The organism is Frankia sp. CeTa3Moorea (assembly GCF_978021225.1).
This window is the reverse complement of the sequence record NZ_CDXDOR010000039.1, coordinates 20,280-37,165: the sequence shown is the minus strand read 5'-3', so window position 1 is coordinate 37,165 and position 16,886 is coordinate 20,280. Positions and strand designations below refer to the sequence as shown.

13 protein-coding genes and 1 pseudogene are annotated in these 16,886 nt (G+C 71.6%); 4 read left to right on the top strand and 10 right to left on the bottom strand.

Going from position 1 to position 16,886, the window contains the following annotated elements:
• Positions 1-31 precede the first annotated feature (31 nt).
• The 4 genes from AC08OV_RS09775 to AC08OV_RS09760 all read right to left on the bottom strand — a co-directional run bounded on the left by AC08OV_RS09775 (position 32) and on the right by AC08OV_RS09760 (position 2,501).
• Entirely contained in the window at positions 32-697 is a 666-nt protein-coding gene (locus AC08OV_RS09775; RefSeq protein ID WP_476619571.1) for an endonuclease domain-containing protein, read from the bottom strand.
• Positions 616-1,197, bottom strand: coding sequence for a type IV toxin-antitoxin system AbiEi family antitoxin domain-containing protein (locus AC08OV_RS09770; protein ID WP_476619570.1), 582 nt, complete (start codon positions 1,195-1,197; stop codon positions 616-618). The genes AC08OV_RS09775 and AC08OV_RS09770 overlap by 82 nt, the downstream gene beginning before the upstream one ends.
• A 137-nt stretch (positions 1,198-1,334) precedes the next feature.
• On the bottom strand, positions 1,335-2,177 hold the full coding sequence (locus AC08OV_RS09765) for an HAD family hydrolase (RefSeq protein WP_476619569.1): 843 nt from the start codon (positions 2,175-2,177) through the stop codon (positions 1,335-1,337).
• A 120-nt stretch (positions 2,178-2,297) separates the two neighbouring features.
• Positions 2,298-2,501, bottom strand: coding sequence for a hypothetical protein (locus AC08OV_RS09760; protein ID WP_476619568.1), 204 nt, complete (start codon positions 2,499-2,501; stop codon positions 2,298-2,300).
• A 680-nt stretch (positions 2,502-3,181) separates the two neighbouring features.
• On the opposite strand from AC08OV_RS09760, the gene AC08OV_RS09755 reads away from it, so the two are divergent.
• Positions 3,182-4,024, top strand: coding sequence for a PAC2 family protein (locus tag AC08OV_RS09755; protein WP_476591984.1), 843 nt, complete (start codon positions 3,182-3,184; stop codon positions 4,022-4,024).
• A 75-nt stretch (positions 4,025-4,099) separates the two neighbouring features.
• Here AC08OV_RS09755 and AC08OV_RS09750 read toward each other — a convergent pair whose 3' ends face one another.
• The 5 genes from AC08OV_RS09750 to AC08OV_RS09730 form a co-directional block, all read right to left on the bottom strand.
• Entirely contained in the window at positions 4,100-5,185 is a 1,086-nt protein-coding gene (locus tag AC08OV_RS09750) for a DivIVA domain-containing protein (RefSeq protein WP_476614431.1), read from the bottom strand.
• Between the two features lie 2 nt (positions 5,186-5,187).
• The gene (mshC, locus tag AC08OV_RS09745) at positions 5,188-6,582 is read right to left on the bottom strand and encodes a cysteine--1-D-myo-inosityl 2-amino-2-deoxy-alpha-D-glucopyranoside ligase (protein WP_476614430.1); all 1,395 of its coding nucleotides are present in this window, start codon (positions 6,580-6,582) and stop codon (positions 5,188-5,190) included.
• A 112-nt stretch (positions 6,583-6,694) separates the two neighbouring features.
• The gene (locus AC08OV_RS09740; RefSeq protein ID WP_476614429.1) at positions 6,695-7,474 is read right to left on the bottom strand and encodes an SCO1664 family protein; all 780 of its coding nucleotides are present in this window, start codon (positions 7,472-7,474) and stop codon (positions 6,695-6,697) included.
• A 184-nt stretch (positions 7,475-7,658) separates the two neighbouring features.
• Positions 7,659-8,201: a DUF3090 domain-containing protein gene (locus tag AC08OV_RS09735; RefSeq protein WP_476591980.1), complete on the bottom strand. Its 543-nt coding sequence runs from the start codon at positions 8,199-8,201 to the stop codon at positions 7,659-7,661.
• A gap of 6 nt (positions 8,202-8,207) precedes the next feature.
• Entirely contained in the window at positions 8,208-9,065 is an 858-nt protein-coding gene (locus AC08OV_RS09730) for a histidine phosphatase family protein (RefSeq protein WP_476614428.1), read from the bottom strand.
• A gap of 280 nt (positions 9,066-9,345) precedes the next feature.
• Here AC08OV_RS09730 and AC08OV_RS09725 point away from each other — a divergent pair, with 280 nt between their 5' ends.
• Positions 9,346-11,739, top strand: a complete 2,394-nt coding sequence (locus AC08OV_RS09725) for an AAA family ATPase (protein WP_476614427.1) — start codon at positions 9,346-9,348, stop codon at positions 11,737-11,739.
• A gap of 96 nt (positions 11,740-11,835) precedes the next feature.
• Positions 11,836-13,623: a glycosyltransferase family 39 protein gene (locus tag AC08OV_RS09720; RefSeq protein ID WP_476619567.1), complete on the top strand. Its 1,788-nt coding sequence runs from the start codon at positions 11,836-11,838 to the stop codon at positions 13,621-13,623.
• On the opposite strand, the pseudogene AC08OV_RS09715 reads toward AC08OV_RS09720, so the two are convergent.
• Positions 13,584-15,029, bottom strand: a pseudogene (locus AC08OV_RS09715) (glycosyltransferase 87 family protein); the annotation flags it as partial. The gene AC08OV_RS09720 and the pseudogene AC08OV_RS09715 overlap by 40 nt on opposite strands.
• Before the next feature lie 340 nt (positions 15,030-15,369).
• Between AC08OV_RS09715 and AC08OV_RS09710 the strand changes: the two are divergent.
• Entirely contained in the window at positions 15,370-16,866 is a 1,497-nt protein-coding gene (locus AC08OV_RS09710; RefSeq protein ID WP_476613402.1) for an NAD(P)/FAD-dependent oxidoreductase, read from the top strand.
• The last annotated feature ends 20 nt before the right edge of the window (positions 16,867-16,886 follow it).

Genomic DNA, 16,886 nt, shown 5'->3' with positions numbered 1-16,886 from the left:
CCCCCGAACTCCCCCGGGCTCCCCCGCCAGGTCACTGCTGCCGCTGGCGGAGGAGCATCTGCTCCACCATCTCCACGACGTATCTTCGCCGGCTCAGGGCATCGGCCCAGGTAAACCGGAGGAGCCTCCAACCGAGGGCGAGCAGGGCGTTCTGCCGGACCCGGTCCCGGAAGAGTGCGTGGGGATCCTCGTGGAAGGCGGCGCCGTCGGCCTCGACGGCCAGCAGACAACTGGGCCAGGCCATGTCCAGCCGCGCAACGAGCCCCGCAGATCGGCCCCTGCCGGCGGACGAGGTCGTCGGAGCCGAGCCCGAACCGCCGGGTGAGAGTTGGCCGGGCACGTCGGGCTCCCATACCGGCCATTGGAGCTGTTCGGGCGCCAGACCCGCATCGGTGAGCAACAACCGCAGTCGCGTCTCCAGCGGAGACTCGGCCCGTCGGTCGACCAGATCGAACCAACCTCGCCGTTCGGCTGTGCCCCAGCGGCGCGCGGCCGCCGCCCGCACCCGGTGGACGTCGTCCAGATGCCCGCCCCGCAGGGCGGCGTCCAACCGGCTGACCGCGGTCTCCCGATCACTGTCCAGCACGAGATCGGCCAAGGTCCGCTCGACCGTCGTCACCGGAATACCCGACAGCAGTCGCCGTTCATCAGCGTCGCACCAGCCCCGGTGCACCACCAGCCCCGGAGTGTGCGCCACCGCGCCCACCACAGGGGGGACAAGAAGATGCACCGACTCGGCCTGGTAGGCCGTTCGTCGCCGCCCCGTATCCGTTGCCTCGCGGGGAACCGACCCCGGCAGACCCGGCCGGGAGGGGTCTCCTGCCGGGGTGGAGCGGTCGATGGGAGACCGTGACGGCGAGCGCACGGAAATCGCCCCATCGGGCCCCATCGGGCCCCATCGGGCCCCATCGGGCCGCGGGCTCGCCCCGTCCACAATGGCAGGGACCTCGGAAGACCCTCCAGGGCGAGAAGGCGCGCGGCGGTGACACCGCAGACAACCGCCCTGGGACGACCGACCAACGCAGCCCGCACGGACCCACGTACGGAATGGGCACCGGGCAGGAGGAACGTGCCCCGATAGGGAACCGACCACGCATCGTCGCGTATCAGCCGGTTGAGCTGACGCCGGGTGATACCGAACGCCCGGATCTGCGGCCAGGTGAGCATCCCGTCCTGGCGGGCGGCTAGACGGCGCATCTCGGTCACAACGGCGATGGTGGGTCTGGAAGTCATGATCCCAGACTTGCCCGGCCGCCCCCGCCGACGCCAACACGTTGATCCACATGTGGACAGCCAGCCCACTCCCACACCCCCTCCGACGCCGTTCGGGGGACCTACGCACGGTCTTCACCCCCGAAACCGTGCCTTGCTCCCCCAAACTCGTATCCAGGGCGGCCAGGGCGGCCAGGGCGGCCGGGGCGGAGGTGCGGGCCGGAGCAGGGGGTGGCGAGGGACTCCATGAGGTCCGGGGTGACGTCGTGCAGGCTCGCCAGGAGCGCCGCGAGCCCGGCCGGCACCGGCTCGCCGCGAGCCGCGACACCCGAGGCGGTCGAAGACCCCGAAACGGTCGAGGCGGCCGACGCGGTCAGGTCGAGCAGATCCGGCATGGACGGGATCATGATGGTCGCGCACCCGGCCGCCACCCCGGCGCGCGCTCCCGACGGGCTGTCCTCCAAGACGACACAGCGGACCGGGTCGACGCCGAGCACCCGGGCGGCGGTCAGGTAGGGCTCCGGGTCCGGCTTGCGGCGAGTGACCTCATCACCGGCGACCGTCACGGCGAAGAACTCGTCACCGACGACGTGCAGCACCGGCTCCATCAGGTCGCGGAAGGACGAGGAGACCAGCGCGGTCGGGACACCCGCCGCCCGCAGCGCGCCGAGCAGTTCCACCGCCCCGGGCTGCGGGACGATCGCACCGGGCTCGCGGAACAGCTCGGCGGAGCGGCGCAGCAGGAACTCCGCCGTCGGCACCACGTCGGACGCCGGCCGGCCGAGCATCGACACCATGAGCGGCACCGCGGTGTCGATGCCGTGGCCGATCATGGCTCGTTTCATCGCCGGGGTGAACTCGCCGCCCAGCCGCGCCGCCGCCTCGTGCTCGGCGATGGTCCAGATTGGCTCGGTGTCAACGAGCAGGCCGTCCATGTCGAAGAAAACCGCCGCAAGGCTCCCCACGTCCACTCCTAGCTCAGGTAGCTCAGGTAGCTCGGTAGCTCAGGGTCGTCCGGCCGCAGTGCCCGGTTGACCGGCCTAGTGCCGGGTCGGCCGCACGGTGCCCGGTTGACCGCACGGTGCCTACGTGGCCGCGAAGTACTTCGCCTCCGGGTGGTGCAGGATGATCGCCGAGGTGGACTGCTCCGGCACGAGCTGGAACTCCTCGCCGCGCGACGGGCCGTCGCCGTCCTCGGAATTCACCGAGTCGAGGCAGAGGCTGGCCGCCTGCAACAGGGTGCCCATGGCGCCATCGGCCACCAGCGCACGCTCGGCCAGGACGGACACCAGATCATCGTGCACTGACCAAGGGTACCGGGACGGGTTTCGCCTGCCGCCGGTACGGTTTACCCTCCGTCCGGACGCCTCCGAGGATGCCGGCCACGGGCACGACGGTGACCACGGCAGGGTGATCACAACACAGGGACCACAACACAGGGACCACGATGCGGTGACCACGGCACGGTGATGATTGCGGGGTGGGAATGCCGGACGCGTCCCGGCGGGTTGCCCATGGCGCGACCGCGGGTGGCACAGCTGCGGGAACGGAGGGCGTGATGTCGGACCGCGCGGGTGTGCTCGGCGCGGTGGTCCGCACGAACACGGGCTGGGGCACACCGGTGCGGCGGCGGCCCTGGGCCGGGCCGTTCGCATTCCCGCGACGGCGGGTATCCGTCCAGAGCCGATACGGTGCAGCCACCGCATCGATCCGGAATGGATGTCCGATCCGCCCGGGTCTAGCGCCATCGAGAGACCGAGGAAAGGCGTTCCCACGAGAACATCGGCAGACTGGACCAGCGTAGGTTCCCCGCGGACGACCGCTGGTCGCCCGCGGGTCACCGGCTCACGGGCCATAAGGGAGGCTGAGGTCACGCATGTCGGCTCTGGGCAGGAGTCGTCTCCGTGAGGACGTACCGTTGCACTGTCACGGGGGCAGTGGGCCGCCGCGGGGCGGCAGGAGGTGGTAGGTGATCGAGTTCTCCGGCGTCGGTCAACTACGGTCACCGGTCGTAGTAGCCGCCTTCGAAGGGTGGAACGACGCGGCCGATGCCTCGTCCGCCGCCGTCGAGCATCTGGAGACCGCTTTCAAGGCCCGTGTCATCGGTGCTATCGACCCCGACGACTACTACGACTTCCAGGTGAACCGACCGACGGTGAGCGGGACCGACGGGGCTTCCCGGAAGATCTCGTGGCCGACCACCCGCCTGTCGGTGGCGCGGCCACCGAAGTCCGAGACGGACCTGGTGCTGATCCGCGGACTGGAACCGAACATGCGCTGGCGTGGGTTCACCGACGAGCTGATCGAGGCCGTCCACGCCCTCGGCAGCGACATGGTGATCTCCCTCGGGGCGCTGCTCGCTGACTCGCCGCACACCCGGCCGGTCCCGATCAGCGGAACCGCCGGGGACGCGGCGACGGCTGCCCGGCTCGGCCTGGAACCGTCCCGTTATGAGGGGCCGACCGGCATCGTCGGCGTCTTCGGGGAGGCATGCGCACGGGCCGAGCTCGCCTCGGTGTCGTTCTGGGCGGCGGTGCCGCACTACGTGGCTAACCCGCCCTGTCCCAAGGCGACCCTCGCGCTGCTGCGCCGAGTGGAGGACATGCTGGACATCGAGATCCCGCTGGGTGACCTTCCCGAGCGGGCGAAGGCATGGGAACGGCAGGTGGACGAGCTCGCCGCCGGGGACACCGAGGTCGCCGAGTACGTCCGTTCGCTGGAGTCACGCGAGCCCGAGACGGCGCTACCCGAGGCCAGTGGGGACGCAATCGCCCGGGAGTTCGAACGGTACCTGCGCCGTCGCGGCCAGTAAAGGCCAGGAGGAGAGCCAGCTCGGTAGAAGAAGCTGCCCCTCTCCTCCGGGCTACTCCTCTCCTCGACGATCTCGCTACTCCTCAACGATCTCGGCGTCGATGATGTCCTCGTCGGCGCCACGGCGGAACGGCACGTTCGCCGAGTTCGTGACCGGTTCGCGCGGGGTGTGGGGTTCCGCGTCCGCGACGTCGGCCTGACGATGCCGGCCCGGGGAACGCCGCCCCGTGCTGGCGACGCGACCGGTCGCCCACGCGGTCCCGGAAAGATCCGACGGTCCCGCACCGCCCGCGGGGACCGCACCGCCCGCGGGGACCGCACCGCCCGCGGGGAAACCGGCGGGACCGGCTCTCCCCGGACCGAACGGCGACGACCCCCCGGGCTGGCGGCCATACGACAGGTCCGGCGGAACGCCGACGGGTGAGGCAGACGGCATCGTCGGCCCGTCGACCACTGAGGTCCCCGCCGACCCCGGCGTCGCCGCCGACCCCGAGGTGCCCGGCGTTCCAGGCGTGCCCGGCGTTCCAGGCGTGCCCGGCGTTCCAGGCGTGCCCGGCGTCGTCGGCGCGGCCGTACCCGCCCGGGCCAGGTCGGTGACCGCCCGGTCCACCTCGTCGGAGGCCAGGACCCCGCGCAGGCGCAGCATCGCACCGATGATCTCACCCTGCTGGTGACGCAACGCCTCGAGCGAGGCGGTGCACCGGGCGATTTCCGCCTGCAGCTCAGCGTGCCGCTCCCGGGCGAGCCGGCGGCTCTCCTCCACGGCGTCGAGGAGGAGCTTCTCGGCCTGTTCCCGAGCCTCCCGCACGATCGGGTGGTTCGCCCCGGCGTCCTCGATCACCTCTTCCAGCGCCGCCTCCGCGATCTGACGGGCGCCGGTGACGATCTCCTCGGCCTCCTGCTGGGCGATGGTCAGCATCTGGCCGATCCGACCGCCGGCCTGCGCGGCCAGGCCCTCGACGCCCATGTTCGCGCTGCGGGCCCGCTCGTTCTTCAGGGCGCTTTCGGCCGCGGCCGCGCGCGAGGTCACCTGGCTGGCGTAACGCCACAGCGTGGCCAGGTAGTCGTCGACCTGATGAGGGTCGTAGCCATGCGCGACCTCGTCGAAGGTGGGCCGTTCGGTCGCTGCCCCGGGATCCACCCGGCGATGGTGAGCTCCCATCCTCAGCTCCCTCTGGGTCTGACGGGTTCAAGGTCTACACCCAGCAGTGTGTCAACGAGACGCCGCACGAGTGCGGGCGCCTCCCCCCAGGCGGGCACGTCACCGCCAGAACCGCGAACCGGGCCCCCCGGATTGGTGGGATCCGGGCCCGCACCGGCGGAGCCACCCGCATCGGCGAGCGCGGCGCCGGCCCAGGCGTCCACCGCGGCGACGGCACCCGGGGCGTCAAGGTCGTCGGCGAGCCGCTCACGCACGGCGGCGAGCAGTCCCATGGCGTCGGGCCCGGTGAGCAGGGCGACGGCGGCCCGCCACCGGTTCATCCGGTCCACAGCGTCGTCGAGCAGGCCCGGCGTCCACTCCCAGTCCTCGGTGTGCCGGTGATCGAGCAGGGCCAGACGCAGGGCCGCCGGATCCACCCCGGCCCGGCGCAGCCGGGAGACGAACTCCAGGTTGCCCCGCGACTTCGACATCTTGTGGCCGTCGAGGCTCACCATCGCGGTGTGCACGTAGCTGCGAGCGAACGGCTGGATGCCGGCGGCGACCTCGGCATGCGCCGCGCTGCACTCGTGGTGCGGAAAGCTCAGGTCGGTCCCGCCACCCTGGATGTCGATGACCCCGCCGAGATAGTGGCGGGCGATGGCGGCGCACTCGATGTGCCAGCCGGGCCGGCCGGGGCCGAACGGCGAGGGCCAGGACGGCTCGCCGGGGCGGTGTGCGCGCCACAACAGCGGATCGAGGGGGTCCTTCTTGCCGGTGCGGCGCGGGTCACCCCCGCGCTCGGCGCAGATCGCCAGCATCTCGGCCCGGCTGAGACGCGAGATCTCCCCGAAGGCGGGTGCGGTGGCGATCGAGAAGTACAGGTCGTCGTCGACCTGGTAGGCCGCGCCCCGGTCGACGAGCTCCGCCACCATGTCGACAATCATCGGGATGGCCTCGACCACCCCGACGTAGGCGTCCGGCGCCAGCATCCGCAGTGCGGTCATGTCCTCGCGGAACAGGTCGATCTCCCGGTCGGCGAGGGCCCGCCAGTCCAGCCTGTCACGGGTGGCTCGCTCAAGCAACGGGTCATCGATATCCGTTACGTTCTGTACATAGTGGACGTGATGCCCGGCGTCTCGCAGCACACGCTGCGCGAGGTCGTAGGTGAGGTAGGTGAAGGCATGCCCCAGATGCGTCGCATCATAGGGCGTGATGCCACAGACGTACAGCCTTGCTGTGGCGGCCGGCGCCAACTCGCGTACGCTCGACGTGGCCGTATCGAAGATCCTCAGTGGCTTCCCGTGACCGGGAAGAAAACGTATCGGAGGAGATTGCCACGCCTGCATGCGTGTCAGAGTAACCGCGAACCGACTCTCCGGCGGGCACGGGGAAAGTAACCGCAACGTAACCGACGGCATCCCAAACCGATCCACCCCGGATCACCGACGGTGACACCTCATGTTCTCCCGCACCTGTACCCGCACTGGTTGACCCGCCCAGAACCAGAACCCGCCCAGAACCAGAACCCGCTCAGAACGGCGGCCAGGGAATCGCCGGCCAGTCCCCCGAGGGCAACGGGAACCGGCCCTTGGCCAGCAGCCCGTCGACCCGCCTGGCGAGGGCGTCGACCTCGGTAACCGTGAGCAACTCCTCGAGCCGGTCCCGGAAGGGGCCCGCGAGCGCCTCACGCAGGTCGTCGAGCAAAGCGGTCTCCTCGGCATCGAGCCGCCTGCCCCGCCAGGTCCACAGCAGGGTGCGCAGCTTGCCGTCGGTGTGGAAGGTCACACCGTGATCGATGCCGTGAATTCGGCCGGAGGGCGCCGGCAGCAGGTGCCCACCCTTGCGGTCGGCGTTGTTGATGACGGCGTCGAACAGGGCGATCCGGCGCAGCTGGGAGTCGTCGGACCGGGTCAGCGCCACCAGGTCCACGGTGACGTCGGTATCGATCCACAGCTGCACCATGCCCTCGCCGAACGGGCCGTCACGCAGAATGGTAGGCGGGACGATGCCAAGCCCGAGCTGCTCGGAGACCTCGTAGGCGGCCAGCTCGCGGGCGGCGAGGGTGCCGTCCGGGAAGTCCCACAGGGCGCGTTCGCCGCGGACCGGCTTGTAGACGCAGCGGCCGGTCACCCCGTCAGCGCAGATGTCGCAGCAGAGCGTCGTGTTGCTCGCGTCGACCAGCCGGGCGGTGATCTCGAGGTCACCGCGGCGAAGGAGGTCGAGGGCGGCGGGGGCGTCGAGGCCGCCCCCGTCGATCGGATGCAGTGGCGGTCGCCACCCCGGGGTGGAACTCGCCGCGGAAACGCCCATCATCTCAGTCTGTCCGGTCCGGCAGGGTGATGTCACCGGACCGGACGGTGAGCGACATCTCTCCCACACCGCCAGGCCGACCGGACCGCACCGCTACCACGGACCGCACCCCCGCCATGGACCGCACCGCTGCCACGGACCGCGCACCCGCGGCGGCCGGGCCCGGCGCCCCTCGCCGGCCGCATCAGCGCAGGTGACCGTTCTGGCGCGGGCAGACGTGACCGTCGTCCAACGGCTGCCCGCACAACGGGCAGGAGGACCGGCCTGCGGCCAGGACCCGCGCCGCGCGCCGCACGAACGAGCGCGCCTGCTCGGACTCCAGCAGGACCCGGACGGCGTCCGGCCCGTCGGGATCATCGGAGAATCCGACGACCGGGTCGGTCACGCCCGTCGCCTGCGCCTCGATGACGACCCGTCCGCCACGCGGATCCCAGCCGAGCGCGATCGTCGCGGCCTGGAACTCCTCGTCGATCGGCAGATCGAGCGGTGACAGGTCGGGGTCGGCCGGGGCGGGCTCGGGCGGCGGCGTCGCGCCGCGGCGGCCCAACTCGTCGAGCAGCTCGGTCAGCTGTTCGGCAAGCAAGGCGACCTGAGCCTTCTCCACCGCGACGGTGACGACCCGCGCCCCGTCGCGGGCCTGCAGATAGAACGATCGGGCACCGGGAAGGCCTACGGTGCCCACGACGAACCGCTGCGGCGGGTCGAAGACGTGTATCCGGCGCGGCATGCCCGATCAGCCCGTTCCACCACCGGCGCTGGGACGGAAACCGCCGGCACCGCCACCGATCACCTCGTCCACGTCGAGCCCACTGGACCCCGGCGACCCCAGCGACCCCGGGGACTTCGAAGACCCCGGCGACCCCGGCGACTCCAAAGACTTCCGGGACCCGGGAGACGACGCCGCGGCGCCGACGGCCCCAGCGGAGCCCTCGGCCCGGGGTGGCGGGAGGAGCTCGACGACGTCCCCGCCGGTGTCGTTGATGCGCCGGACGAAGGGGCGGCGCTCGTTGTAGCGGATCACGGTCAGGGAACAGGGATCGACGGTGATCCGGTGGTACATGTCCAGATGCATGCCCAAGGCGTCGGCGACCACCGTGCGGATCACATCGCCGTGCGAGCACAGCAGCCAGGTGGCGTCTGGGCCCAGCCGCTCGTTCCACTCCCGCACGGCGCTCACCCCACGGGCCTGCGTGTCTCGTAGTGCCTCACCCTCGGGACCGGGGAAGACGACCGCGCTGGGATGGCTCTGCACCACCGCCCAGAGCGGATCCTTCGCCAGGGTCGCCAGTTCCTGCCCGGTCCAGTCACCGTACCGGCACTCACCGAGCCGCTCGTCGATCTCGACCTGCTGCGTGCCGTCCAGGCTGGCCTCGCTGACCGGACGGCGTCCAGCGATCATCGCTGCCGTCTGGCGGCAGCGGTCGAGCGGGCTGCTGACGATCGCCGCCAGCGGGATGTCGGCGAGGCGTCGCGCCAGGTCCGACGCCTGGCGGCGGCCACGGTCGTCCAACCCCACGCCGGGCGTCCAACCAAGCAGGATCTTGCCGGTCACGGCGGTCAGGCCGTGGCGGACCAGCAGGACTGTGGTCAACCGGTCCGTCCCTTCTGTTGCTGACGCTCACTGTTGCTGACGCTCACTGTCTCCGCCGGGCCGGACGCGCGGGTGGCCCCGGACGCGCGGGTGAACCCGGACGCGCGGGTGAACCCGGACGCGCGGGTGAACCCGGACGCACGGGTGAACCCGGATGCGCATCGGTCGGAACGCGCGACATCGCCTTCATACAGCCATGCCGCCATACAGCCGTCCCCGATACCACGCTACCCAGCGGGCTACAACAGCGGCGGAACGGTTCGTCGTTACGCTTCCCGGCATGCCGGACGAGTACACGACCGCTTCCGCCTCGGAGCCTGACGCGGTCGGCCCGCAGGCACGAGCGGACCCGCAGCCAGCGGACCCCGAGGAGGTCTTCGCCGCGTTCTGCGGGGCGGGGCTGTGGCCGGGGCTGGGCCGCACGACGGCCGGCCGGCTGCCCGCGGCCGGGATCACCCGGCCCGACCACGTCGACGTCGGCCGGTTGGGCACCGTCGAGGGGGTCACCGGACCGCGGGCCCGGCGGCTCACCGACAGCTTCCGCGCCGTGGCGGGCACGTACGCGGTCGTCGAACTGCTCGTCGCCGCGGATCTTCCGGCCCGGCTCGCGCGCGGGGTGACCGACCTGCTGGGACCCGCGCCCGCCGACCTCCTACGGGCTGATCCGTGGATGCTGCTGACCGCCGCCGACACCGAGATCGCCCAGGCCGACCGGTTCGCCCGCCGCCGCGGTCTGCAGCGCGACGATCCGCGCCGGGGCCCGGCGGTACTCACCCATCTGCTCGGCCGGGCCGCCTCCCGGGCGGGGGACACCGCGGGCCCCATGCAGGCGGTGCTGCGTGCCGCCGCGCGCGAGGGGGTGGCCGATCCGACCGCGGCGCTGACCGCGGCGCTCGACGACGGGCGGATCATCGCCGTCGGCGACCGGATCGCGCTGGAGCGGCATGCGATGGCCGAGCAGTCCGTCGCGGACGGCATCGAACGGCTGATGGCGACCGCCGAGCCGCTGCGCGCAGGCGCCCCCAGAGCCCGCCGCCGACCCGATGACGGGTCCGGGTACGACGGGTCCGGGTACGACGGCGACGACGATCCGGCCGGCCGGGCCGTGTCCGCACGGGCCGCCACCGCCCCGCCTCCGACGGCGCTGGCGTTCGACGACGACAAGGACTTCGACGACGACAAGAACGACAAGAACGACGACAAGGGCGAGGGGGGGAACGGGAGCCACGTCGGCGCCGATGGCGCCGAGGGGGACACGAACCGGGACGCCGCCGCGGCGGGCCGCCGCGGACCGGCCAACGACGGCAGACCAGCAAACAACGGCAGACCAGCAAACGACGAGGTGGTGACCGGGCTGGACGAGATCCAGCTCGCGGCGGCGCGCGCCGCGCTGGAGTCCGGCGTCAGCGTGCTCACCGGTGGGCCGGGAACGGGCAAGAGCCGCACGGTCGCGGCCGTCGTACGACTGGCCTGGGCGGCCAAGGCGGTCGTCGCACTGGCCGCGCCGACCGGACGGGCTGCCAAACGCCTCGAGGAGCTGTGCGGGGCGCCGGCGAGCACCCTGCACCGGCTGTTGCAGGCTCAAGGGCGCGGCAGCGGGTTCGCGCGCGGCGAGCACAACCCGATCGACGCCGACCTCGTCGTCGTCGACGAGGCGTCGATGCTCGACGCGGAGCTCGCCGCCGCGCTGCTCGACGCCTGCGCGGACGGTACGCACCTGATGTTCGTCGGGGACCCGGCCCAGCTACCGAGCATCGGACCGGGGCAGATCCTCGCCGACCTGCTCGAGTCCGGTGAGGTCCCGGTGACCGAGCTGCGGCGGTTGTACCGGCAGGCCGACGGCGGCGCCATCGCGACGATGGCCGCCGCGGTGCGCGGCGGGGAGCTGCCACCGCCACCACCGGGGCCTGGCCGGGAGGTCGTGGTGGTGCCGTCCGGCAGCTCCGGCGAGGCGGCGCATCGCACCGTCCAGCTCGTCACCAACTCCATCCCCCGCGCGCTCGGCATTCCCGTCGCGGACATCCAGGTCGTGACCCCGGTGCACGCCGGTCCGGCGGGCACCACGGCGCTCAACACCGCGTTGAAGGGCACGCTGAACCCGGGCGGCGGCGCCGTCTCCGGGTTCGACATCGGGGACCGTGTGGTGGCCACGGCGAACCATCTCGACGTCGGATTCGCCAACGGCGAGATCGGCACCGTCGTCGCGCTGGGCGAACGCGGTGCGCTGCGGGTCGCGTTCCCCGGCGGCGTCGTCGAGGTGCCCGCTGGTGTGCTCGGTGATCTGCGGCACGGCTGGGCGGTGACAGTGCACCGCGCGCAGGGCAGCGAGTGGCCCGCCGTCGTCGCCGTGTTCCCGCCGGAGGCCGGCCGGATGCTCACCCGTCCGCTGATCTACACGGCGCTGACCCGGGCGCAGGCCCACCTGTCGATTGTGGCCGTGAACGGCCCGGCCATCCGCAACGCCGTGCGGAGCTCGGGCGGACGGCGCCGTATGACGCTGCTCCCGGCTCTGCTCGCCGGGCAGACCGCCGGCGGCTTCGACGATCCCGACGACGATCCCGACGGGGGGCCGGACGACAGGCCCGACGGCGGGTCCGGCGCGCGGCGGGCGGGCGGCGCGACGGCTGGGGAGGCAGCCCGCGTACGGGACGGCGACGAACGGATGACAGTCTGAAACGTCGGGGCGTACATCCCCGCCAGCAGGCGACTGCGGCCACCCGGCGGAAGGCGGTTCTCTGACGGGAGGCAAGATCGTGGCAGACGAGGGGGCATGGTGAACGTAGACGCAGCCGGGAGTCCAACCGCCGGCCAGGACGCCGGATCCGGGCCGGCGGTGCTCTCGGGTCCCCGCCGCCCCCAGGCGCCGGTGGACGTGACCGCGACCGTGACCGCGGTCGTGGCCGCAGCCGCGAACAGTGCCACAGCCGCGAACAGTGCCACAGCCGGTGTCACGACCGGGACGGTCATCACGCCCGGGACCGCGTGCACGACCACCGCCGTGGCGCGGATCGCGGCGGCCAGCCCGCAGCTGCTGGTAGTCGCCGTCATACTCGCCGTCGCCGCCGGCGCGCTGATGCGGTTCGCCACCCCCAGCCATCTGTGGCTCGACGAGTCGTTGACGGTCGCCATCGCCTCGCGCCCCGTCCCCCAGCTGCTCGACGCACTGCGGCACGACGGCTCACCGCCGCTGTACTATCTGCTGCTGCACGCCTGGATCGCGGTGTTCGGCGACGGGGACGTCGCCGTGCGGGCGTTGTCCGGGGTGCTGTCGCTGGCGACGCTGCCGGTGGCGTGGCTGGCCGGGCGGCGGGTGGGCCGGACGGCATCCCAGGCCGGGAACGGTGGCCGTGACGCCGACGCCTGGGTGAGCCTGGCGACTCTGCTGATGTTCGCCTGCTCTCCCTACGCGATCCGCTACGGCAGCGAGACGCGGATGTACTCGCTGGTCGTCCTGTTGGTGCTGGTGTTCGGGCTCGCGACCGTGCGGACGCTGGAACGCTCCGAGCCGGCCCGGCTGGCGATGCTGACGCTGGCGACCACCGCCCTCGTCTACACCCACTACTGGACGTTCTTGCTGATCTTCACCGTGGCGGCGTTCATGCTGCTGCAGGCCCGGCGGCGGCCCCAGTATCGGCAGGTGACCCTGCGGGCCTTCGCCGCGATGGCGGCCTCCGCCGCGCTGTTCGCGCCGTGGATGCCGTCGTTCCTGTTCCAGATGCTGCACACCGGAACGCCCTGGGCGCCCAAGGTGCAGGCCCAGGTGCTACTGGACACGGTCTTCGACTGGGCCGGCCCGACCTCCACGGGTGCGCTGCTCGGCATCGTGCTGCTCGGGGGCGCGCTCATCGGCCTGACCGCGCGTCCGGACGGGCGGGAGCTCGCGGTCAAGCTCTCCGGCCGGGTGCCGGGCCGTTACCTGGCCGCGATCTGGCTGGTCCCCCTCGTCCTGGCCTACTTCGTGAACATGTTCGGCGGCAGCGCCTACGCCGAGCGCTACACCGGCATCGCCCTGCCGGCCTGCCTGCTGCTCGCCTCCCTCGGCATCGCCCAGCTGCCGGGCCGGCATGTGCGGGCCGGGGTACTGGTCGTCGCCTCGCTCAGCGGCCTGCTCGGCGGGTGGCAGCTCGCCCGGACCGAACGCACCCAGGCCGGGGAGATCGCGGACCGGATCGTCGCGCTGGCCCGGCCGGGAGACGTGGTCGCCTACTGCCCGGACCAGCTCGGCCCGGCCGTGCACCGGGCAATCGAACGGCACGGCGAGGTCACGGTACGGGAGATCGTGTACGCGGACAGTTCCGGCCCGGCGCTCGTCGACTGGGTCGACTACGCCGACCGGATGAAACGGGCGAACGGCACCAGCTTCGCGGCCGAGGTCAACGAACTGGCCGGTCCCGGCTACGCCGTGCTGCTCGTCCGCGCGGACGGTTACCGGTTCCTGGAGGGCGCCTGCGCCGTGCTGTCCGACCAGCTCGCCACGCTGCGCGACCGCACCGTGCAGGTCGAGCGGCGCAACCTGTACGAGGGCGCGTCGCTGGAACGGTTCTCCACGCTGCGCTGACCGCCCGCGGGGGCGGGGTCGTCGACGGCGAGGGCCGCGACGGCCAGCACGAGCAGACCCATCGGCAACGTGTAGTGGTTGAAGAAGGTCTGCTTGTTCATCAGGTTCAGGGTGAGCAGGACCAACGCGGCCCCCAGGCAGAACCCGGTGGCGTCCCCGCGGGCCCGCCAGGCCGCCGTGTAGGCGCCGAGGAGGGCGACCGCGGTCAAGCCGAATCCGAGCGTGACCCCGAAATGCGACGCCAGGCCCGGCAGGGACAGCGAGTGGGCGAGCACCTCGTAGTGGAGGTTCGTCCAGACCGCGTCGTCGAGGAAGTCCCGGGGACCGGCCACCACCCAGGGGGCGACGAGGAGCGCCGCCACGACCGCGGCCGCAGCCGTCCGGCGGGGCCCGAACGCGGGGTAGCCCGCCGCCATGGGGATCAGCAGCACGACGTGCTGTTTGGTCGCCAGGGCGAGCGCGAACGCGACGACCGCCACCCGTCCCCGCCCGCTCGTCGACGCCCACACCGTCGCCGCCAGGCACGCCACGAGCAACGGCTCGGTCCAGGACTGCTGCAGGGCGTACATCGACTCGGGGAACACGACGACCAGCAACGGCAGCGCGGCCACCGCCGGCGCCGCGGGTGCCCTTCCCCCGGGTGCCCTTCCCGCGCCCGCTACCGCGCGGATCAGGACCGCCGCCACCGCCAGGGCCAGCAGCAGGCCGTAACGGACGTCACCGAGCAGAAGCCGGAAGGGAGCCAGGAGCACGGACGTGACCGGTAGATAGGGGTAGACGTCGAACAAGCCGTCGACCGGGTACTCGGCCCGGCTCGGCGCCCACTGCTGCCGGTACATGTCGGCCCCGTGCGGCAGGCCGGCCGTGGAGACCTGGAGCAGGTGGAAGACGTCGATGCGGGGCGTCGGCGCGGCGCGGATCGTGGCGACGCCCGCCGCGCAGGCCAGGGCCAGGACCAGCCAGAACACCCACGGAGAGGCGAGCACATCGAGCCGGCCCCGGCCCTGGTGGTGCTCCCGGCCGATCCGGCGCCCCCGGCCGGCGCGGTGCAGCATGACCACGATCGACCCGGCGGCGAGCAGGCCCGCGAGGATCGCGAGCACGTCCGCCACCGTGGCGAACCGGCCGACAGCGTAGTAGCGGGGACGGCGCACGAGCGGCACGACGCCGATCATGACTGCCACGAGCAGCCACGCCCCAAACCACCCACGCGGGCGCACGGCCACGGCGGTGCTGGCAGTACCGGCGTCGGCGGCGGGGCCGGCGGTGCCGGCCACGACCACCACCGCCAAGATCACTGCCGCGAAACCTACCAGGACACTCGACAGCGCCCAGGCGCCGTACCGACCATCCTTGGCCGCGATGCCACCGGCCACCGCGCACCAGCCGACCAGGATCGCCGGCATCACCCGCCCCGGAGGAACCGGCCCGTCCGGGGGAGGCGAGGTCTGCGGTGCCCGTTGACCGGGTATCGACAATGCCATGTGCGCACGATGCCAGAGCCGCACCCGATCAGGCGGCCCGGACGCGCGTTATGGGAATAGGGCGGACGTATCACGGATCATCGCATGGTGTCGGGTCGAGGGGGTGCGGACGGGTCGAGGGGGTGCGGACGGGTCTCCGCTCGCGCCATGCAACACTTGCGACCCGGGACCGGTCCCAGGGGTCCGGCGTCCCGGTGGCGCGATGCCCGGTGTCCGTCCACCCGAGTGACCATGAGTGTGTGTTGAGGAGAGGTCCTGCACAGTGACCGAAAAGCCAGAGGTAGTCGTCATCGGAGCCGGACCGGCAGGTCTGACCGCCGGTTGGGAGCTGGTGAAACGGGACGTCCCCGTGACGATTATCGAGGGTGACTCGGTCGTCGGCGGAATCAGCCGTACGGCCCAGCGTGAAGGTTGGCGTTTCGACATCGGCGGCCACCGCTTCTTCACCAAGGTTCCCGAAGTCGAGAAGCTCTGGCACGAGATCCTGCCGGACGAGGACTTCCTGCTGCGCCCCCGATCGAGCCGCATCTACTACAACGGGAAGTTCTTCGACTACCCGCTCAAGGCCGGAAACGCGCTCGGCGGGCTCGGCCTGGTCGAGGCGGCGCGCTGCATGGCCTCCTACGCTGCGGCCCGGATCCGGCCGCCGCAGGACCAGAGCAACTACGAGAACTGGCTGGTGGCCCGTTTCGGCTGGCGGCTCTACCGCACCTTCTTCAAGACCTACACCGAGAAACTGTGGGGCGTTCCGGTCAGCGAGATGCCCTCGGACTGGGCCGCGCAGCGCATCAAGAGCCTGTCCATGATGAACGCGATCGTGAACGCGGTCCTACCGAAGCGGAACCAGAAGGAGATCACCTCCCTCATCGAGGAGTTCCAGTACCCCAAGTACGGGCCCGGAATGATGTGGGAGACCGCCACCGACAAGATCATTAAACAGGGCGGCCGAGTGGTCTTCGAGGAGAAGGTCCGCAAGATCCACCACGCCGACGGCCGCGCGACCGGCGTCACCACGACCGTGACCGGCGGGTACGGCCCGGGGGCCGGTGCCCCGGAGTCCTCGCGCTCCGACCTCGGCAGCGAGTACCAGTACCAGGCCGACGAATTTATCTCGTCGATGTCGTTCTCCTCTCTCGTCCGGGTGATGGACCCGCCGGCACCGGCCCACGTGCTGGCGGCGGCGAACGCGCTGAAGTACCGCGACTTCCTCACCATCGCCCTCGTGGTGCCGGCCTCGGCCGGTTTCCCGGACAACTGGATCTACATCCACTCCCCCGCCGTCAAGGTCGGCCGGATCCAGAACTTCGCCTCCTGGTCGCCGTTCCTGGTCAAGGACGGGCGTACCTGCCTCGGCCTGGAGTACTTCGTCTTCGAGGGTGACGAGACCTGGAACGCCCCCGATGAGGAACTGGTCGCGCTCGGGACGAAAGAACTCGTCGAACTGGGTCTGATCAGGGCCCAGCAGGTGGAACAGGGTTTCGTCGTACGCATGCCGAAGGCATATCCATACTACGACATACACTACAAGAAGAACGTCGATATCATCCGCGCCTGGCTGGCCGAGAACACGCCGAACGTCCACCCGGTCGGCCGTAACGGCATGCACCGTTACAACAACCAGGACCACTCGATGCTCACCGCGATGCTCACGGTCCAGAACATCATCGACGGCACCAAGCACAATGTGTGGGAGGTCAACGTCGACGAGGATTACCACGAGGAGGTTTCGTCGCCGGCCCGGGGCACCGCCCGGTCCTGACGGAGGATTCGCCCGGGGCA